Source organism: Nonomuraea sp. NPDC004702, assembly GCF_053601695.1.
The window spans coordinates 73,122-91,804 of record NZ_JBSGCE010000036.1; the positions used below are offsets into that span (position 1 = coordinate 73,122).

Annotated in this window: 22 protein-coding genes; 10 read left to right on the plus strand and 12 right to left on the minus strand. The window is 72.5% G+C overall.

Annotated features, from left to right (window positions below; genetic code table 11):
• Window positions 1-6: 6 nt before the first annotated feature.
• A complete protein-coding gene (locus tag ACWEJ6_RS35005; protein WP_452429311.1) occupies window positions 7-441 on the minus strand; it encodes an NUDIX domain-containing protein in 435 nt (144 codons plus the stop codon).
• Window positions 442-576: 135 nt separating this feature from the next.
• Window positions 577-1,767: an FUSC family protein gene (locus ACWEJ6_RS35010; protein WP_452429313.1), complete on the minus strand. Its 1,191-nt coding sequence runs from the start codon at window positions 1,765-1,767 to the stop codon at window positions 577-579.
• Between the two features lie 103 nt (window positions 1,768-1,870).
• Here ACWEJ6_RS35010 and ACWEJ6_RS35015 point away from each other — a divergent pair, with 103 nt between their 5' ends.
• The gene (locus ACWEJ6_RS35015) at window positions 1,871-2,467 is read left to right on the plus strand and encodes a dienelactone hydrolase family protein (RefSeq protein ID WP_452429315.1); all 597 of its coding nucleotides are present in this window, start codon (window positions 1,871-1,873) and stop codon (window positions 2,465-2,467) included.
• Window positions 2,468-2,537: 70 nt separating this feature from the next.
• On the opposite strand, the gene ACWEJ6_RS35020 is transcribed toward ACWEJ6_RS35015, so the two are convergent.
• The 4 genes from ACWEJ6_RS35020 to ACWEJ6_RS35035 all read right to left on the minus strand — a co-directional run bounded on the left by ACWEJ6_RS35020 (window position 2,538) and on the right by ACWEJ6_RS35035 (window position 5,381).
• On the minus strand, window positions 2,538-3,386 hold the full coding sequence (locus tag ACWEJ6_RS35020) for a PHP domain-containing protein (protein WP_452429317.1): 849 nt from the start codon (window positions 3,384-3,386) through the stop codon (window positions 2,538-2,540).
• Between the two features lie 17 nt (window positions 3,387-3,403).
• Window positions 3,404-4,111, minus strand: coding sequence for a zf-HC2 domain-containing protein (locus ACWEJ6_RS35025; protein ID WP_358289406.1), 708 nt, complete (start codon window positions 4,109-4,111; stop codon window positions 3,404-3,406).
• A complete protein-coding gene (locus ACWEJ6_RS35030; RefSeq protein ID WP_357706187.1) occupies window positions 4,108-4,632 on the minus strand; it encodes a sigma-70 family RNA polymerase sigma factor in 525 nt (174 codons plus the stop codon). Before ACWEJ6_RS35030 ends, ACWEJ6_RS35025 begins: the two co-directional genes overlap by 4 nt.
• 143 nt (window positions 4,633-4,775) lie before the next feature.
• On the minus strand, window positions 4,776-5,381 hold the full coding sequence (locus ACWEJ6_RS35035; protein WP_452429320.1) for a hypothetical protein: 606 nt from the start codon (window positions 5,379-5,381) through the stop codon (window positions 4,776-4,778).
• 310 nt (window positions 5,382-5,691) lie between these two features.
• On the opposite strand from ACWEJ6_RS35035, the gene ACWEJ6_RS35040 reads away from it, so the two are divergent.
• Complete coding sequence (locus ACWEJ6_RS35040; protein ID WP_452429322.1) at window positions 5,692-7,278, plus strand: Coagulation factor 5/8 type domain-containing protein; 1,587 nt, start codon at window positions 5,692-5,694, stop codon at window positions 7,276-7,278.
• A gap of 18 nt (window positions 7,279-7,296) precedes the next feature.
• Here ACWEJ6_RS35040 and ACWEJ6_RS35045 read toward each other — a convergent pair whose 3' ends face one another.
• Window positions 7,297-8,502 (minus strand): MFS transporter, encoded by a 1,206-nt coding sequence (locus ACWEJ6_RS35045; protein ID WP_358289414.1) that lies wholly within the window; start codon window positions 8,500-8,502, stop codon window positions 7,297-7,299.
• 79 nt (window positions 8,503-8,581) lie between these two features.
• Between ACWEJ6_RS35045 and ACWEJ6_RS35050 the strand changes: the two genes are divergently transcribed.
• On the plus strand, window positions 8,582-9,499 hold the full coding sequence (locus ACWEJ6_RS35050) for a LysR family transcriptional regulator (protein WP_387679448.1): 918 nt from the start codon (window positions 8,582-8,584) through the stop codon (window positions 9,497-9,499).
• Here the strand turns inward: ACWEJ6_RS35050 and ACWEJ6_RS35055 are convergent.
• Entirely contained in the window at window positions 9,465-10,355 is an 891-nt protein-coding gene (locus ACWEJ6_RS35055; protein ID WP_387679450.1) for an SMP-30/gluconolactonase/LRE family protein, read from the minus strand. The genes ACWEJ6_RS35050 and ACWEJ6_RS35055 overlap by 35 nt on opposite strands.
• 57 nt (window positions 10,356-10,412) lie before the next feature.
• Window positions 10,413-11,684, minus strand: coding sequence for an MFS transporter (locus tag ACWEJ6_RS35060; RefSeq protein ID WP_452429326.1), 1,272 nt, complete (start codon window positions 11,682-11,684; stop codon window positions 10,413-10,415).
• A gap of 52 nt (window positions 11,685-11,736) precedes the next feature.
• On the opposite strand from ACWEJ6_RS35060, the gene ACWEJ6_RS35065 reads away from it, so the two are divergent.
• On the plus strand, window positions 11,737-12,609 hold the full coding sequence (locus ACWEJ6_RS35065) for a winged helix-turn-helix transcriptional regulator (RefSeq protein ID WP_452429328.1): 873 nt from the start codon (window positions 11,737-11,739) through the stop codon (window positions 12,607-12,609).
• A gap of 26 nt (window positions 12,610-12,635) precedes the next feature.
• On the plus strand, window positions 12,636-13,082 hold the full coding sequence (locus tag ACWEJ6_RS35070) for an N-acetyltransferase family protein (protein WP_452429330.1): 447 nt from the start codon (window positions 12,636-12,638) through the stop codon (window positions 13,080-13,082).
• A gap of 6 nt (window positions 13,083-13,088) precedes the next feature.
• On the opposite strand, the gene ACWEJ6_RS35075 is transcribed toward ACWEJ6_RS35070, so the two are convergent.
• Window positions 13,089-14,015 (minus strand): helix-turn-helix transcriptional regulator, encoded by a 927-nt coding sequence (locus tag ACWEJ6_RS35075; protein ID WP_452429332.1) that lies wholly within the window; start codon window positions 14,013-14,015, stop codon window positions 13,089-13,091.
• Window positions 14,016-14,108: 93 nt separating this feature from the next.
• Here ACWEJ6_RS35075 and ACWEJ6_RS35080 point away from each other — a divergent pair, with 93 nt between their 5' ends.
• The 3 genes from ACWEJ6_RS35080 to ACWEJ6_RS35090 all read left to right on the plus strand — a co-directional run bounded on the left by ACWEJ6_RS35080 (window position 14,109) and on the right by ACWEJ6_RS35090 (window position 15,809).
• Window positions 14,109-14,522, plus strand: coding sequence for a VOC family protein (locus tag ACWEJ6_RS35080; protein ID WP_452429334.1), 414 nt, complete (start codon window positions 14,109-14,111; stop codon window positions 14,520-14,522).
• Between the two features lie 5 nt (window positions 14,523-14,527).
• Entirely contained in the window at window positions 14,528-14,884 is a 357-nt protein-coding gene (locus tag ACWEJ6_RS35085; RefSeq protein WP_452429336.1) for a YdeI/OmpD-associated family protein, read from the plus strand.
• A gap of 118 nt (window positions 14,885-15,002) precedes the next feature.
• Window positions 15,003-15,809 carry a CPBP family glutamic-type intramembrane protease gene (locus tag ACWEJ6_RS35090; protein ID WP_452429338.1) on the plus strand — a complete coding sequence of 269 codons (807 nt, stop codon included), beginning with the start codon at window positions 15,003-15,005 and terminating at the stop codon, window positions 15,807-15,809.
• A 74-nt stretch (window positions 15,810-15,883) separates the two neighbouring features.
• Here ACWEJ6_RS35090 and ACWEJ6_RS35095 read toward each other — a convergent pair whose 3' ends face one another.
• Complete coding sequence (locus tag ACWEJ6_RS35095; protein WP_452429340.1) at window positions 15,884-16,171, minus strand: hypothetical protein; 288 nt, start codon at window positions 16,169-16,171, stop codon at window positions 15,884-15,886.
• A gap of 121 nt (window positions 16,172-16,292) precedes the next feature.
• Window positions 16,293-17,231 carry a hypothetical protein gene (locus ACWEJ6_RS35100; protein ID WP_452429342.1) on the minus strand — a complete coding sequence of 313 codons (939 nt, stop codon included), beginning with the start codon at window positions 17,229-17,231 and terminating at the stop codon, window positions 16,293-16,295.
• Between the two features lie 73 nt (window positions 17,232-17,304).
• Here ACWEJ6_RS35100 and ACWEJ6_RS35105 point away from each other — a divergent pair, with 73 nt between their 5' ends.
• Window positions 17,305-18,069 carry a MerR family transcriptional regulator gene (locus tag ACWEJ6_RS35105; RefSeq protein ID WP_452429344.1) on the plus strand — a complete coding sequence of 255 codons (765 nt, stop codon included), beginning with the start codon at window positions 17,305-17,307 and terminating at the stop codon, window positions 18,067-18,069.
• Window positions 18,066-18,671, plus strand: coding sequence for a hypothetical protein (locus ACWEJ6_RS35110; RefSeq protein WP_452429346.1), 606 nt, complete (start codon window positions 18,066-18,068; stop codon window positions 18,669-18,671). Before ACWEJ6_RS35105 ends, ACWEJ6_RS35110 begins: the two co-directional genes overlap by 4 nt.
• Window positions 18,672-18,683 lie beyond the last annotated feature (12 nt).

The following is an 18,683-nucleotide window of genomic DNA, read 5'->3' on the forward strand; positions in this document are numbered from 1 at the left end:
GGGCCGTCACCTTCGCGGTGGCGTCCCGCCGTCTTCGCGCCACGCGCCGACGGCCGCCCTGATCAGCGGCTCGTAGCCGGCTTCGAGGTCGTCGGGCAGCCGGTCGACGGGGAAGAAGCGCAGGTCGCTGTGCTCCTCGCTGACGCGCGGCTCGACCGGCCCGGTGGGGGTGGCGAGCAGGGCGACGACCAGGACCTTGCCGCCGGCGATGTGGAAGATCTCCGCGCCGACGACCCCGCCGACCTCGACGTCGAGGCCGCTCTCCTCCAGGACCTCGCGGCGGACGACCTCGGCGAGGGTGTCGTCGGCCCGGTCGGGCCAGCCGCCGGGCAGCTCCCAGGCGTTCCTGGGGTTCCTGCAGAGCAGGACGCCCTCGTCGGTCAGGACCACGCCCTTGATCGAGGCGTGCATGAAATACCAGCCGGTCTCCGCGTCGATCATGAAGGGATCATGACACGGTCCGCGGGCCTGCGGGCGGGGTCGGGGGAAGGCGGATCGATGCGGGCCGGTGCCGGGGTCAGTGTCGGGTCAGGGGAAGGCGGACCGGTGGGGGCCGGTGCCGGGGTCAGTGTCGGGTCAGGGGAAGGCGGACTGGTGGGGGCCGGTGTCGGGGTCGAACTCGTGGCGGATCCTGGCGCAGTCGTCGAGCAGGGCGCCGTAGAGGGGCCACAGGGGGCCCTTGGGCGGGGAGCCGGCCAGCTCGGCGGCCAGGTGGCGCTGCTGGTGCTCGCCCTCGCGCAGGGCCGCGCACAGGTTCGCCATGTCCCTGGACGCGGCCTTGCCCACCTGGATCAGCCCGAAGTCGCGGAAGATGCGCGACAGCGCGCGCAGCTCGCCGGCCAGGGGCTCGGGCAGGTCGGCGGCCTTCTCGCCGGGCAGGCCGCGGGCGCCGGCGACCAGGTCCACCAGCCCGCGCGCGATGCTCCTGAGCTGGTGCCCGGCGTGGTCGAGGCAGGTCGCGGCCTCGGCCGACTGGCGCAGCCGCCGGTCGTAGCGGCGGCGCCGGCGGAAGGTCAGGCGCACGGACTCGGCCGCCTGGTCGGCGGTGTCCTTGGTCTCCTCCAGGCGCTGGGACAGCTCGCGGGCGCGGTCGAGCCAGTCGCGGGCCATGTCCTCCGTCCAGTGGCCGCTCAGCCCGTCGGCCATGTCCTGGGCCAGGTCGGCCAGCTCGGCCGACATGTCGCACAACTCCCTGGCGGCGTGCTCGACGAAGCGCGGCGGCAGGATGAGCAGGTTCGCCGCGATGCCGATGGCCGCGCCGAGCAGGACGTCGGCCAGGCGCGCAAAGCCGTACGTGCGGCCGAGCGAGAGCACCAGCAGGGCGGTGATCGGGATCTGCACGTTCTGGGCCGGCAGGTTGAGCAGCCGGGTCAGCACGAGTCCGGCCGCCACCAGCAGGCCCAGCGTCAGCGCGTTGACGCCCATCAGCCAGATCACCCCCGACGCCGCCGCCACCCCGACCACGACCGCCCCGACCTGCTGGAACCCGCGGACGACCGTGCTGTAGGCGGTGGCCGAGACCGTGAGCAGCACCCCGATCGGCACCAGCACGGGCAGCGGCACCTTCAACGCGAACGTGGCGAGCCACCACCCGAACACGCAGGCCAGCGTCACCTTGACCGTCTGGGTGAACGCCTCCCGCTCGGCCCCCAGCCACTGCCGGAACCCCTGGGCGCGCAGGCGCGCGAGCCCGGCCGCCGCGCCCGAGAAGATCCGCCCGAGCGGCGCGCCGGCGCTCTGCTGCTTGCGCCCCGGCTCCTTGTCCATACTCCCAGGTCAATGCCCATTCGAGCGGTGAATAGAGGTCGCCGTGCCTGGGTAGCGGCAAGGTTGTGGCGCAGCGGGGCAGCGCGCCCGTCGGAGGTGAAGCATGACCGGCGACCTGGTCGTCCCTGACGCCGCCCGGGGGGTGGTGGTGTTCGCGCACGGCAGCGGCAGCGGCCGGCTCAGCCCGCGCAACCGGTACGTGGCCGAGGTGCTGAACAAGGCCGGCCTGGGGACGCTGCTGTTCGACCTGCTCACGCCCGAGGAGGAGGCCGACCGGGCCAACGTGTTCGACATCGCGCTGCTGGCCGGACGGCTGCTGGAGCGTACGGAGGAGCTGCGCGGGAACGAGGAGGCGGCGGGGCTGCCGATCGGCTACTTCGGCGCGAGCACGGGCGCCGCGGCGGCGCTGTGGGCGGCGGCCGAGCCGGACAACCGGATCGCGGCGATCGTCTCCCGCGGCGGGCGGCCCGACCTGGCCGGGAAGCGGCTGGCCGCGGTGCGCGCGCCCACGCTGCTCATCGTCGGCGGCCGGGACCCGATCGTGATCGACCTGAACGAGGAGGCGCAGCGGCACCTGAGCGCCGAGCACCGCCTGACCGTCGTGCCCGGCGCCACCCACCTGTTCGAGGAGCCGGGCGCGCTGGAGAGCGTCGCCGGACACGCCCGCGACTGGTTCACCACGTACTTCAACGCGCCGTGACCGGTTCCGCCGACTCGTTCAACGCGCCGTGACCGATGCGGCTCTCAACGGCCCGTGATGGGTGCGGCTTTCAACGGCCCGCGATCGGTGCGGCGCCCTTCGCCTCGGCGAGCAGGTGCGCGTAGACCTCGGGGTCGGTGGTCTCGCAGCCCAGGCGGTGGCCGGTCAGCTCGCCGTGGTCGTCGCTCGACCCGGTCACTTCGAGGCCGAGCCCGGCGGCGAGGCTGCGCAGGTGGGCGCGGGCCTCGTCGTCGTGGTCGAGGTGGTCGGCCTCCACGCCGAAGAGCCCTGCCGCGGCCAGCTCGGCGATCCACTCGTCGGGCACCGCCTCGCCGCGCCGGACCGCCTTCGGATGGGCCAGCACGGGCACCCCGCCGGCCGACCGCACCAGGCGCACCGCGCGTACGGGGTCGAGGGCGTAGCGGGTGACGTGCGCGCGGCCGCCGGCGCCGATCCACTCGGGCGTGAACGCCTCCTCCGGCGCGGCCACGGCCCCCGCGACGACCATGGCGCGGGCGATGTGCGGCCGTCCGACCGGGCTGTCGCCGGCCACCGCGGCCACCTGCTCCCAGGTGATCGGCACGCCCAGCTCGACCAGCCGCTCGACGGTCAGCCTGCCGCGTTCCTCGCGGGCCCGGCGGATGCGTTCGCACTCGGCCAGCAGCTCGGGGTCGGCGGGGTCGAAGAGGTAGGCGAGCAGGTGGATGCTCTGCCCGGCCCGCCGGCACGACAGCTCCATGCCCGGCACCAGCGTCAGGCCCTCGGGCAGCGCCTCGACGGCCGCGCGGTGCCCGGCGACGGTGTCGTGGTCGGTCAGCGCGAGCACGTCGAGGCCGCGCTCGTGGGCGCGGCGCACCACGTCGGCCGGCGGCTGCGTGCCGTCGGAGGCGGTGCTGTGGCTGTGCAGGTCGATGCGCATCGCTCGATGGTAGGCGGTCACACCTGCACGGTCGCGAGGATGCGGCCGTCCAGGGTCTCGATGGTGAAGTGGTTGAGGTCGTCCTGGGTCAGGCTGGTGCCGCCGTGCAGCAGCAGGGGGTCGGGGGCGCCCGGGACGCCGTACCCCTTGTCGGGCACGCCCCAGCTCGCCACGGTCTCCGAGCGGCCGTCGTCGCCGAAGGCCACCAGCCGGCACTTCAGCGGCCCCTTGACGCCCTTGAGCTCCAGCGCCACGTGGGTGCCCCAGCCCTTGTCCTCGACGCCCACCACGCCGGACACGCCGGTCGCGGGGTCGTTGACCGGGTAGGTGCGGCCGGTCATGAGCAGGGCGCGGGCGGGGCTGTGCACGCTGTCGGGGTTGGGGCCCGAGGTCGCCGCGTTGACGGCGAGGAAGACGCCGGTCGCGACGAGGAAGCACGCGGCGGCCGACATGAGCCCCCGGTGGAGGGTGCGGCGGCGGCGCTCCACGGCGGCCCGGCGCACCAGCAGCGACTCGACCGGGGAGTCCAGTTCTGCATCGACCGGTCCGGCGCGCAGGTCGTCGGGATCGACGTCGCGCATCAGCTCCCCCATGGCCGCGAACGCGCCGACCTCGCCGGCGCAGCTCGGGCAGCCGTGCAGGTGGCGTTCGAAGGCGTTGCGCTCGTCGTCGTCCAGCAGGCCCAGCGCGTACGCCGCCACGTCCTCGTGGTGCACTTCGTTCACGGGAGCCCCACCCCCCTTTCCTCCAATGCGATGCGTAACGCCCGCATCGCGTAGTACACGCGGGACTTCACCGTGCCCACGGGCACGCCGATCGTCTCCGCGGCCTCCTGCAGTGTGCGATCGCGCAGGAAGGTCTCCGTGAGCACCTGGCGGTGCGCCGGCGACAACGAGAGCATGGCGTCGGTCACCACGATCTCGCGCAGCAGGCGGTCGTCCTCGGCGGCCACGGCGTTCGCCCGTTCCGGGACCTCCTCCACGGTGTCGAGGGGACGCGTGCCGGCCCGGCGCCGGTCGTCGATCACGACCCGGCGGGCCACGGTGGCCAGCCAGGGCATCAACGAGCCGTTGTCGGTCCGCAGGTCCCCCAGGTTGCGCCAGGCGCGTACCAGCGTCTCCTGGACGACGTCCTCCGCCCAGCGCCGGTCGCCGCCCGTCAGCCGCACGGCGAAGGCCATCAGCGGGGACCCGTATTCGCGGTACAGGGCCCGCACCATGGCCTCGTCGGTCACACGATGATTCACGCGGCGACTCCTCGCGCTGCGTACATCATGAAATGTCGCCCGGATAACTACTGATATTGAATTATTGCCCTAGCACGGGCGAGGAACAAGGTACGGGATTTGCATCAATCCCCCCACCTGTTGATTCATCGATAAAAAGCTGATCATTCCCCCGATGACGCACGCCCGTGCCGACCCGCCGCTCGCGGCCGCGCCTCCAAACGTGCCTCCGTACGTGCCTCCGGACGTGCCGGCTCGTGCGGACCGGCCCAGGCCTCGGCCTCGCGCAGCAGGTCGCGAACCGAGGCGTGCCGGGCGGAGGCCGCGTGCCCGAGCAGGACGCGCACCAGCTCGATCGCCGTCGGCCGGGCGGCCGGGTCCGGCCGGCGGCACCGGTCGACCAGGCCGCGCAGCGGGGGCGGCAGCCGGCCGAGATCGTCGCCGCCCCCGGCATGCCCGGCGGCGGCGAAGACGATCACGTCGGCCCACTCGCGCACGTCGGCCGGCGGCAGGTCGCTGCTCCGCGGGCCGGGCGCGAACGACGCCTCGCCGAGCGGCCCGACCAGCACGTTGTGCGGCCCGAGCCGCAGCCCCGCGATCCCGGTCAGATGCAGCCTGGCCATGGTGGCGGCCGTGCCCAGCGCGAGCCGGTGCAGCGCCTCCCCCTCGTACGGCCCCGCCGCCGCGACCACGTCGGCCAGCGGCTCACCCATGCCCAGGTAGTCGCGCGGCCGAAGGGCCAGCCCGCCACCCCATCCCTGACTGTCCATCGCCGTCCTCCGGCTCGGTGCCCGTCGTCAGGGTGTACGCCGTTCCGCGCGGGCCGGGTTCAACGGCTCCCATGCGGAAAACTCATGGAACGGCCGTGAAGCGCCGAGCCGGGCCAGGAGGGGCCGCGTCCTGGGACGAGGCGGACCGGCGGCGGTTCGGCGCCTGCCTCGGCCGCCTGGCCGACGACGTGGGCGCCTGACATTTCGGTCGCAAATTTAGATGAGATCAGCTCATGTTCGGTCTTGCCGGGACCCTTCCGGCGGTGGATGCTTGCGGCGACCCCGGTACCGCAGCCTGGGAGGTGGTCCCGTGTTCCACCGTCTCATCCGCCGGGCGGCCGCAGCCGTCCTTCTCCTGACCGGCGCGCTGGTCGCGCCGTCCGTCCCGACCACCGCCGCGCACGCCGCCGCCGCCGTGAGCGGCTTCGTGGACGGCCACAGCCACCTGTTCTCGTACGAGACGTTCGGCGGCATGCTCATGTGCGGCAAGCCGTTCGACCCCGACGGCATCGAGCACGCGCTGACCGACTGCCCCGACCACTACCCGAACGGCGAGCTGGCCTGGTACGAGAACTTCACCAGGACCGGCAAGCCCACCGGCACCCACGACCCGGTGGGCTGGCCGACCTTCCGCGACTGGCCGGCCAACGACTCGCTGACCCACCAGCAGGCGTACTACACCTGGGTCGAGCGCGCCTGGCGCGGCGGGCTGCGGGTGCTGGTCAACGACCTGGTGGCCAACCGGCAGCTGTGCGCGATCTACCCGCTGAAGAAGTACTCCTGCGACGAGATGACGTCCATCCGCCTGCAGGCCCAGCGGGCCCGCGAGCTGCAGGACCACATCGACGCCGAGTCGGGCGGCCCCGGGCGCGGCTGGTTCCGCCTCGTGAACGACCCCGCCGAGGCCAGGAGCGTGGCCGCGGCCGGCAAGCTGGCCGTCGTCCTCGGGATCGAGACGTCGGAGCCGTTCGGCTGCCGGCAGATCCTCGGCATCCCGCAGTGCACGAAGTCCCAGATCGACCGGGGCCTGGACGAGATGTACGCGCTCGGCGTGCGCAGCATGTTCGTCTGCCACAAGTACGACAACGCGCTGTGCGGCGTGCGCTTCGACTCCGGCACCCAGGGCGCGATCGTCAACGTCGGCAACCTGCTGTCCACCGGCTCGTTCTGGCAGGCCCGCACCTGCACAGGACCCGAGCACGACAACACCATCGACCCGGCCGGCGTGCTGCCCGACCAGATCGCGCGGCTGCTGCCGCCGGGCGTCTCGCTGCCGCTGTACCCGCCGGCGCCCCACTGCAACACCCGGGGGCTGACCTCGCTCGGCACGTACATGGTCCAGGGGCTGATCCGGCGCGGCATGATGGTGGAGATCGACCACATGAGCGTGAAGGCCGCGGCCCAGACGCTCGGCCTGCTGGAGGCGGCCCGCTACCCCGGCGTGATTTCCTCCCACAGCTGGGCCGACCCCGGCTTCTTCAGCCGGATCTACGCCCTCGGCGGCATGATCACCCAGTACGGCCACAACTCCCCGGACTTCGTCGCGGAGTGGCGGCGCACCGCGCCGCTGCGGCAGCAGTACAACGTGCCCGGATACGGCTACGGCCTTGACGTCAACGGCATGGGCCGCCTGCCCGCCCCGCGCGCGGGCAACGCCGCGAACCCGGTGACGTACCCGTTCACGTCCTTCGACGGGAGCGTGCGCCTCGACCGCCAGCGCACCGGGCAGCGGGTCTGGGACGTCAACGTCGACGGCGTGGCCAACTACGGCCTGGTCCCCGACTGGATCGAGGACATGCGCCTGCTCGCCGGTCAGGACATCGTCCGTGACCTGGCGAGCGGCGCGGAATCGTACCTGCGGACCTGGGAGGCGACCGCCGCGCGGCGACTGCCGTGAGGCGGGCGTCCCCGTCGTTCACGCGACCGGCTGGACGGACCGCGAGGTCCGCCGGCCGGTGGCGAGGTTGAGCAGCAGCGAGGCCGCGGTCAGCGCCACGCCGAACCACACGACGCTGGTCACGCCGACGTTGTCGGCGAACAGCCCGCCGAAGAGCGCGCCGAGCGCGATGGAGGTGTTGTACGCCATCGTGTTGAGCGACATGGCCGCCTCGAAGGTCTCCGGCGCGGCGGCGAGCGTCATGTTGACCTGGGCGAGCTGCACCACCCCGAACGACAGCCCCCAGACGACCAGCGCCACGATCGCCCCCGTGGCGCTGCCGCCGAGCGCGAGCAGCAGCAGCATGGCCGTCACGAGCCCCGCGGCGCCGACGACGAAGCTGCCCCGCAGGCTCCGGCTCACGGTGTGCCCGGCGACGAAGTTGCCGATCGCGCCGGCCACCCCGAACACCATCAGCACCCCGGTCACCAGCAGCGGCGAGGCGCCCGCGTTGGCCTCCAGGAAGGGCCGGACGAAGGTGTAGGCCCCGAAGTGGCCGAGCACGAAGAGCACCACCGTGAACAGCACCATGCGCAGCGGCACGTTCCGCAGCGGGAGCCCGAACACCTCGCGGACCGAGACGGCGTTCGCCGACGGCAGCGACGGGATCGCGGAGGCGACCGCCAGGAACACCAGCCCGCTCAGCCCGCTCCAGATGAGGAACGTGGTGCGCCAGTCGGTGAGGCTCTCCAGGAAGGTGCCGAGCGGGATGCCGACCACGGTGGCGACCGAGATGCCGGACATCACGATGGCGGCGGCCCGGTTGGCGTGCCGTTCCTCGACCAGCCGCATCGCCATGCTCACGCCGATGGCCCAGAACACGCCGCTGGCGAAGCCCAGCAGGAGCCGCGTCGACAAGATCACCGTGTAGCTCGGCGCGATGCCGGTCACCAGGTTGCCCACGGCCAGCACCGCCAGCAGGACCGACAACAGCACCCGCCGGTTGACCCGCCTCGACCACGCCACGATGAACGGCACGCCCAGCCCGGCCGAAACGCCCTGCAACGTCACCATCAACCCGGCCGCGCCCACGGAGATGCCCAGATCCTCGCTGAGCGGGGTCAGCAGCCCCACCGGCATCAACTCGGTCGTGAGGAAGACGAAGAGGCTGGCCGTGATCGCGGCGACCCCCGCCCACGCCCGGAAGGCGGAGCGCGTCGCCTGCGGAGAAAGAGTTTGCGTCATGCGCCCAGCCTGCCGACACTCCATCGATGAGTCCAACACATAGTTTTCATCGCGATCGATCGTCTGACACGATTGATCCATGGAGCTTCAGCAGCTGCGGTACGTCCTCGCCGTCGCCGAGACCAGCAACTTCACCCGGGCCGCCGAGCGCTGCCGGGTCGTGCAGTCGGCGCTCAGCCACCAGATCGCCGCCCTGGAGCGGGAGCTGGGCGCCCGGCTGTTCGAGCGCACCAGCCGCCGCGTGCGGCTGACCGCGGCCGGGGAGGCGTTCCTGCCTGCGGCCCGCGACTGCCTGGAGGCCGCCGACCGGGTGCGGACCGACGTCGCGGCGGCCAGCGGGGAGATCCGCGGGCGGCTCGCCGTCGGCTCGATCCCGACGGTCTCCGCCGTGGATCTGCCGGTCGTGCTGAAGGAGTTCCGCCGCCGGCACCCGCGGGTGCGCATCACGCTGGTCTCCGCCGGCAGCGAAGACCTGATCGAACGCGTCCGGCGCGGCGAGACGGACGTCGCCTTCCTCGGCCTGCCGACCCGCGCGGAGCCGAAGGCCGTCCGGAGCCGCCCGCTGGCCCGGGGCGAGCTGGTCGCCGTCGTCGCCCCGGACCACCCCCTCGCGGGCGGCGAGAGCGACCTGCGGGGCCTCGCCGACGAGCCGTTCATCGACTTCCGCGCCGGTCATGCCGGGCGCATCCAGTCGGACGTGGCGTTCGCGGCGGCCGGCGTCCACCGCGAGGTCGCCTTCGAGGTCACCTCCGCCGAGTTCATGGTCGATCTCGTCCGGCATGGCCTCGGCGTGGGCCTGCTCCCCGCCGCCTACGCCCCCCGCTTCCCGAACCTCGGCCTCGTCCGGCTCCGCGACGCCCCGGCCCGGGTGGAGCACCTGATCTGGGGCGCTCACCCGTCCGCGGCGGCCACGGCGTTCCTCGGTCTGATCGGCCCGCCGTCCGGCGGCGGCGGGAGCGGGGTCAGCCGCGCAGCAGCGGCTGGCCCGGGAGCTTGACCTTGGTCTTCATCAGGCTGGGCGCGCCGTTGCCGCCGATGTTGACGAAGTAGAGCGCCTTGCCGTCGAAGGCCAGGCTGGCCGGGCTGTCCAGCTTGTCGGCCAGCACCTCCACGCCGCCGCCGGTGCGGACGATGCTGAGGGTGTTGCCCGTGTAGCTCGGCACGTAGAGCTGTCCGCGCACGTCGAAGGCCACGCCGTCGGCCCCGGCCAGCTTGGCGTCCTTGACGTACACGGTCGGCACGCCCGCCTTGCCGCCCTTGCCGTACGGGACGCGGACGATCTGCCCTTCGTCCGACACGGCCACGTAGAACGCGCCCGAACGCCAGGCGATGCCGTTCGCCCCGGTGCCGTCCGAGCCGACGAACAGGGACGACTTGGCCCAGACCGCCGCCTTGCCGTCGGTCACGCGGTAGACGACGCTGTTCGTGGTGTCGGTGACGTAGAGCGCGTGGTCGGGGCCGAAGGCCAGGCCGTTGGCGAAGCCGATCGGCAGCGCGGCGTAGAGCTTGGCCTCGCCGTAGGAGGTGATCCGCCAGATGCCGTTGGTGGCGGCCGCACCGGAGTTGAGCGCGGCGTAGACGTTGCCCTGGCGGTCGGTGGCCAGGCCGTTCAGCTTGCCCTCGCCGATGGGCAGGGCGGCCAGCAGGCTGTCGGTGCCGGTGCTGTCGACCTTCCTGATCTCGCCCTTGGTCAGCAGGCCGACGTAGATCGTGCCGTCCGGGGCGACGGTGACGCCCTCGGTGAGGTCGCTGTACGGCTGCACGACGATCGGGCGCAGCGCGGCGGCCTGGGCCGGCGTGGCGACCAGCGTCAGCAGCGCGGCGGTGGAGAGGAAGAGGGGGATGCGCTTCATGGCTGTGATCCTGACGCCGCAAGATCGCCATGACGTCACCGCCACTTCCGCGAATCATCATGCGATCGGCACACCATGCGCGCCGGGGCTCTCCTCGCTCCCCTGGTGGTCGGTGAGGTCGCGCAGGCGCCGGATCGGCGAGGCCAGCAGGACCAGCGGCACGCAGACGGCCGCGACGACGAAGATCAACAGAGTCGCCCGCGCGCCGAGCAGCCCGGCGATCACCCCCGCGACCAGCCCGCCGACCGGGATCGCGCCCCAGGAGACGAAGCGGACCGTGGCCATCACCCGGGACAGCAGCTCGGGCGGGCTGGCGAGCTGCCGGTACGTCCGGGTCACCACGCTGAGCACCACCACCCCGGCGGCGAACACCACGTTGCCGACGGCGAACGCGGCGAAGCCCTGCCAGCCGTCGCCGAGCGGGATGACCAGCGCCCCGGCCACCACGACGAAGCCCGCGCCGACCAGCGTACGGGCGGTGCCGAACCGGGCCGTGAGCCGGCTGGTCGCCGCCGCGCCGATCAGCGTGCCGACGCCCTCCACCGCCAGCAGCAGGCCGACCAGGCCGGGCTCGGCGTGCAGCTCGCGGACCAGGTAGAGCGCGTAGAGCGCGTGCTGCGCCCCGCAGACCGTGTTCACCGCGGTGGCGGCCCACATGCACGGCCCCATGACCGGGTGACGCACGACGAACCGCCGCCCTTCGCGGATCATCTCGCGCATCGGCGGCCGGCGGTCGGGGGTCTCGGGGCGGCGTTCGGGCAGGGTCCGCAGCAGCAGGGCCGAGACCAGGTAGCTGACGGCGTCCACGAGCAGGGTGGGCACCGCCCCGAGCACCTGGACGACGAGCCCCCCGACCGACGGCCCGCCGAGCTGGGTGGTGGCGTGGGTGCCGGAGATCAGGCTGTTGCGGGACTGCAACTGCTCCCTGCTCACGATCGACGGCAGGAAGGTCGCGTTGGCGACGTCGAAGAGCACGTTCGCGAAGCTGGTCACCAGGGCCACGATCACCAGCTGGGCGACGGTCAGCTCGTCCAGCCACCAGGCCACCGGGATGGACACGATCGCCGCCGCGCGCGCCAGGTCGGCGGCGACCTGCACCGTCCGCATCGGGAGCCGCTGCACGATCACCCCGGCGGGCAGGCCGATCACGATCCAGGCGACGTAGGCGGCGGCGGCGATCACGCCCATCTCGAACGCGGAGGCGTCGAGCACGGTCAGGGCGGTCAGCGGTAACGCCACCGCGCCGACCGCCGAGCCGACCGCGCTGGTCGTGCCGGCTGTCCACCACCGCCAGAAGACGGCCGCGCCACCTCCGCCGTCGATCCCCATCCCGCACCTCCGCCAAGTAAGTTCCAGAATGGAACGCACTATACTGGAGCCCGTGAAGCGCGCCGATCTCCCCGACTCCGACTGCGGCATCGCGCAAGCCCTCGGCGTGATCGGCGACTGGTGGACGTTCCTGGTCGTACGCGACATCGCGGGCGGCACCACCCGCTTCGACGGCCTCCAGCGCGAGCTCGGCGTCAGCCGCCGGGCCCTGGCCGAACGCCTGGCCAAGCTGGTCGAACACGGCGTGCTCGAACGGCGGCCCTACTCCACCCGCCCGCCGCGCCACGACTACGTGCTGACGGCGAAGGGCGAAGGTCTGCTGCCGGCGCTCATCGCCCTCCAGGACTGGGGCGTGCGGCACGTGATGGGCGACGGCGCCCTGACCGCCACCAGCGAGAACGGCTCCGCCGAGAGCCGTCGCGTGCACGAGCTGGTCGACCGGAAGATCCCCGGCGTCCTGCTGGAACGCCACGACGGCGAGCTGACCGCGCCCAATGAGCCCGGCCTCTGGACGGTGCTCTACTTCTTCCCCGGCGCGTTCGCCCCGGACGCCCAGGACTACCCGCCCGGCTGGGCCGACATCCCCGGCACGACGGGCTGCACCCTGGAGGCTCTCACCTACGCGTCACGGTTCGCCGACTTCGAGGCGGCGGGCGCCACGATCCGCGGCGTGAGCACCCAGCGCCCCGACCAGCTGGCCGCGTTCGTCACGCACGCGAAACTGCCCTTTCCCCTGCTGTCCGACCAGAACGACAGGCTCGCCGCCGGGTTGCTGCTGCCGACCTTCCGGACGGCCGGCGTCGACCGCTTCAAGCGCCTCACCCTGCTGGTCGACCCCGGCGCGGTCGTCCGGGCCGTGCAGTTCCCGATCACCGATCCGGCCGGTTCGGTGGACGAGATGCTCGCCCTCGTCCGCGACCGCTGACCGCCGGCCTGCGGCAGGATGGCGCCATGCTGGAGATCGACTTCCTGACCGAACCCGACCGCGCCCGCTGGGAAGTGCTGGCCCGCGGGCAGGACGCCTACTTCGACACCGAACGCGACGACGACGCCTACGAACGCACCTGGCGGCGCCTGATCGACGACGAGCAGACCCGCGGGATCACCGCCCGCCTGGACGGCGAAATGGTGGGCATCGCGCACTACCTGTTCCACGCCAGCGTCTGGTACGCCGGGAGGTGCTACATGGCCGACCTGTTCGTGGACGCCGCGTTCCGGCGGCGGGGCATCGCGACGGCGGTGATCGAGTGGGTGGCCCGCGACGCCGAGGACCACGGCTACCCCAGCCTCTACTGGAACACCCTCGAAGACGCCCAGGCCCGCGCCCTGTACGACAGGATCGGCAGGTTCCACGAGGGCCTCATCCTCTACACCTACCGCCGCGACACCGCCCGGTAGGGGCCGTCACCCGCCGCCGTACAGCGTTGTGAGCTGCGCGGCCAGCTTCGTCAGCTCCTGCTGGACGGACTCCGGGCCCTCCACGACGACGAGGTCGCCCCAGCCCGCGAGCTGGCGGGCGATGTCCAGCGCGGTGGGCGCGGTGAGCGTGACGCGCACTCGCTCCCCGTGGGAGATCACCTCGCAGTGGCGGCCGAAGCGGTCGCGCAGGACGCGCAGGTAGCGGGGCTCGATGGTCGCGGTGGCCGTGGTCGTCGCGCGGCGGGCCTCCATCGCGGTGACGACCTCGTCCCAGGCCGCCGCGAGGTCGAAGTCCGCCGGGCGTTCGGCCGGGTCGTCGGTGACCTCGGCGTCGGTGACCCGGTCGACGCGGAAGGTCCGCTGTCCGTCGGGGGTGCCGGCGATCAGGTACCAGGTGTCGTCCTTGTCGACGAGGCCGTACGGCGCGACGACGCGCTCCCGTCCTGAGTAGGTGAGGCGGACCTTCCGGCGCCGGACCACCGCGTCCTCCAGCAGGTTGACGAGCGCGGGCCGGGCACGGCGGTGCTCGCCCCAGCGGGCCGGATCGACCACGACGGCGTCCGCCGCCGCCTCGGCCTCCTGGCGGAACGTCGAGGGCAGGGCGCGTACGAGCTTGCGCAGCGCCGCCTTGGCCTCGGGCGCGATCGCCGCGGCCGGGCCGAGCAGCAGGAACAGCGCCCTGGCCTCGGAGGCCTTGAGCCCGGACAGGTCGGTGCGGGCGCCGCCGAGCAGGGCCCATCCGCCGCCGCGCCCGGCCTGCGGATAGACGGGGATGCCCGCCGCCGACAGGGCCTCCAGGTCACGGCGCGCCGTGGCCACCGAGACCTCCATCTCGGCGGCGATGTCCGCCGCCGTCACCCGTCCGCGCGACTGCATCAGCAGCAGGACGGCCACCAGTCGATCCGCTCTCACGTCTTCGACGATGCCAGAAAAAGTGCTCATTCGATGAGCACTTTGCCTGGCAGCATCGATCTCACAAGCCACCGCAACGAAAGGCGCGAGGACATGCTCCGCGGACTCACCACCATCAGCTTCTACGCCCACGACGTCGCCGCCGCCCGCGACTGGTACGCCGACCTCCTCGGCATCCCCGCCTACTTCCAGCGCCCCGAGCAGGGCGACCCCGTCTACGTGGAGTTCCGCGTCGGCGACTACCAGCACGAACTCGGCATCATCGACGCCCGCTTCGCCCCGCAGAGCTGGAGCGCCGAAGACGGCGGCGCCATCGTCTACTGGGCCGTCGACGACCTGGAAGCCACTTGGCAGCGGCTGCTGGAGATGGGCGCCACCCCCTACGACAAGCCCACCGAACGCGGCCCCGGCTTCACCACCGCCTCGGTCCGCGACCCCTTCGGCAACATCCTCGGCATCATGATCAACCACCACTACCTGAACGTCCTCGCGAGCCGGAAGGGCTGACCACGATGACCGACGACGCCCTGCGCCTGGACGACGCCGCCGCCTGGAGGTCCTGGCTCACCGAGCACCACGAGACGGCCGCCGACGTCTGGCTGCTGATCGCCAAGAAGAACAGCGCCGCGACCACCGTCACTCTCGACGAGGCCCTGGACGAAGCCCTGTGCCACGGCTGGATCGACAGCCACCGCAGGGCCTTCGACGGCGACCACTACCTCCAGCGCTACTCGCCGCGCGCCCGCCGGAGCCCCTGGTCCCGCATCAACGTCGCCAAGGCCGAGGCGCTGACGGCGGCCGGCCGGATGCGCCCGGCGGGCCACGCCGCGATCGAGGCCGCCAAGACCACCGGCCGCTGGCCCGCCTGACGCCTTCCCACTCGGCAGGGACGCTCCGGCCCCCCGTGACGTGCGCCTTTCACGGGGCTCGAAGCCGTGTCAGAACGATGTCAGGGCCGTGTCGGGTCGCCCGGCCACGATTGCCGACATGGACACAGCAACGCGGCCCCCGGCCGGCGCCCACCCGACAGGCTTCGTCGCGAAGCTCCTCGCGGACCGTCACTCCGTCCCGCTCTCCATCGCACTGCACCTGGCGCCCGGCGCGGCCATCGTGGCCGTGTACGCGTTCGTCGCCGCCCCGCTGGTGCGGGCGATGGGCGCGCCGATCTTCGCGGCCTGGGCCATGGCCCTCGCGATCGTGCTCTTCCCGCTCCAGCTGTTCCTGCTGTGGCTGGGCAGGAAGCAGACCGGCCGCTTCACGATGAAGGGCGTCGTCCGCTACCGCGACAAGCCGCTCACGCGCCGCACGGTCATGTGGCTCGGGGGCGCGTGCCTGGTGTGGATGACCGTCGTCTCGCTCGCGCTGACCCCGCTGGACAACCTCGTCTACGACTGGTTCTTCACCTGGGTGGACTACCAGGGCGCCGGCCCCGACGGCACCACCTACCTCCAGGGCTACCCGCACGCGGTCGTGCTCACCACACTGATCGTCTGCGGGCCGTTCACCGGCTTCACCCTGCCGCTCATCGAGGAGTACTACTTCCGCGGCTTCCTGCTGCCCCGCCTGCCGCAGCTCGGCAAGTGGGCCCCGATCTTCAACACCCTCCTGTTCTCCGTGTACCACTTCTGGGCCCCCTGGACGGTCCTGTCGAAGCTCGTCTTCCTCTACCCCGGCGTCTGGCTGGCCTGGAAGAAGCAGGACATCCGCATCTCGATCACCATGCACCCCGGCACGACGCTCCTGATGACCGTCGTCGGAATCGTCGCCCTCGCCTCCGGCGCCGCCTCGATGTGAGCCGCCCCCTCCCCCGGAACGACGAAGGCCACGACCCCGCACAACGCTGCGGGGCCGTGGCCGTACGGTTTTCCCTACCGGATGAGCACGCTGGTGCCGAATATCTCCTGGCCGTCGTTCGGCTGCACCGCCCCGGTCACCGGCCCCTGGCAGTCCGGCCGGAGGAACACGATGGCCACCTCGTCGGTCCGGTTGTAGACGAAGGGGTTCGCGCTGTCGGAGGTGTAGCAGCCGCTGGGGTCGTCGTACTGCGCCCGGTTGATGTAGAGGGTGCCGGTCGCGGCCGAGGCGGGGGTCGCCAGGCTCAGGAGGAGTGCGGCGGCGGTGGCGAGGCCGGTCAGGCTGGTCGTGGTACGGAGCATGAGCGCGTTCCTGTCCCTTGAGGTACGGCGCCGTGGCGCCGGCGTCCTCGCCATCATTCACTTTTTGTAGTCTCTTGACTACTGTCCGTGACGACAGTGATCGGTGGCGCTCGACGAGCGGCTACTCGGGACGCAGCAGCTGCTCGCGCCTGGTCAGCAGCCGCGACTGCTCGGCCAGCAACTGGCCGCGCCGCCCCTTCAGATGCGCCCTGGTCTCGCGCACCCACTGCGCCAGCCTCTGCACCTCGGCCCTGGTCTTCTCGATGCGCTGATGCTTGAGCACGTCGCTGATGATGTTGTCGAAGAAGGCGTCCACGAACCACCGCGTGTCCACCTTGGGCATCACCGGCCGGGACGCGATCCCAGTGTCGGCCAGCTCGCGGGAGAAGACGTCCAGGGCCCGCTGGGCGTGCCAGGCGGCCTTGTCGGCGCTGGTCAGCCTGTCGTGCTCGAAGGCGTCGGCGATCAGGCCGCCGCCGAACACGTCGAAGGTGGAGGCCGTCCTGGCGGAGTCGAGCAGGCGCAGCACCACGGCCAGCGCCTCGTGCGCGCCCTGCCCCGCCTGGTGGGCCTCGTCGCACTCACGCACCTCGGCGCTCAGCCGGTCGAGCGCGGCGCCGAGATCGGCCAGCTCCCGCGCCCGCGGATCGCCGCTCCGGACGATCTGCTCCTTCTCGACCAGCAGCCGCGCGTACTCGCGGGAGGCGGGGTCGAGCACGGCCAGCTCAGCGTCGGCCGCCGCCACGTCGGCTTCGAGTTGCGCGAGCCGGGCGCGGTGACCGTCCACGCGTTCCCTGGCCACCACCACCTCGGCGCGCTCGCGTGCCAGCCGCTCCTCCCGGTTGCCCAGCAGGCGGGACAGGACGGCGGACAGCCCGCCCTCCAGCCGGGCGACGTCGCGCTCCTCATCGGCCAGCTCGGACTCCAGGCCCTTCAGGGTGTCGCGGACGTCCGCGATCTGCTGCGCGGCGCTCCCGCGCAGCCGCCGGACGTGTTCGGCGCGGTGCATCCTGGCGAACGCCTCGCGCAGCCGTTCGTCAAGTTCCGGGGAGAGGGTCACACAATGACGACGAACGACCCGGACCAGACGTTCCGCTTGACCTTGACGCGGCGTCAAACTGTTCAATGAGGGCATGCGGATCGGCGAGTTGGCCGCGCTGGTCGGGGTTTCCACCCGTACCGTGCGCTACTACCACCACCTGGGAATCCTGCCCGAGCCTGAACGGCTTCCCAACGGCTACCGGGAGTACCGGCTGCGCGACGCCGTACGGCTGGCGCGGGTGCGGCATCTGGCCGGGCTCGGGTTGTCGCTGGAGGAGTTGCGGGACGCGCTGGCCGACGACCGGGGCGTGGACTTCCGGGAGGCGTTGCAGGAGCTGGACGCCGACCTGGCCAGGCAGCAGGAGGCCATCGCGGCGCGGCGGGCCCGGCTGGCGGCGTTGCTCGCGCAGCCCGGCCTGAGCCCGGAGTCGATGATGTCCCCCGACGCGGCGGCCGTGCTGCGTGACCTGGGCGGCGGCGGGTCGGCCTTCGGGGCGTTCGATCACGAGCTGCTGACCCTGGCCACCATGTTGTCCGACGAGGAGGGCCAGGCGGGCCTGGCCGAGCGGATGCGCCCGATGACCGAGCCGGGCGCGCTCGCCGCCGGGCACGAGCTGTACCGGCGGCTCGACGAGCTGGCGGACGCGCAGGCCGGGGACGAGCGGATCGGGCCGCTCGCCGCGGACATGGCCGCCCACATACCGGACGAGCTGGCCGGGATGGTGCCCTCCGGCCCGGGGGCCGACCTGTCCTGGATGGAGACGATGGTCGGCGAGTTGTCGCCCGCGCAGGCGGAGGTGCTCCGGCTGCTGTTCACCGAGCTCACGGGGACCGGGTCCAAGGAGGGGGCGGGATGACGGGCGTGGTGCGCGCGGTCCTCAGGTTCGAGCTGGCGGGGCTGACCAGCGTGGCCCTGTGGGCGGCCCGGCGGCGGCACGGCGTCCCGGCGGGGGCGACCGCCGTGTCGTACGCCAAGGAGCAGGCGTTCACCCTGGGCCTGTTCATGTTCGCGATGGTCGTCGAGACGGCGGTCGTGGACCTGCTGCTGGTGGTGAACGACGTGCCGACGGCGATCCGCGTGCCGGTGCTGGTCGGCGACCTGTACAGCCTGCTGTTCGTGGTCTTCATGGCCGCCGCCTCCGTCACCAGGCCGCACGTGGTCACCGAGGACGAGCTGCGCGTCCGGTACGCCGCCTACTTCGACCTGCGCGTGCCGCGCGACCTCATCGCCTCCGTCCGGACCGTCCAGAACTACAACGAGGCGCGGCTGATCAGCGTGGACGGCGGCCGGCTGGGCGTCGCGGTCGCGTCCAGGACGAACGTGACGGTGGAGCTGACCGGGCCGGTCGTCGCGGTGCGGCCGCTCGGCGGGCGGGCCGAGGTCACCTCGATCCGCTTCTTCGCCGACGACCCCGCCGCCGCGGTCGCCGCCCTGCGCTCCCCGAGCCGTACCCGCTGAAGGATCCCGGGC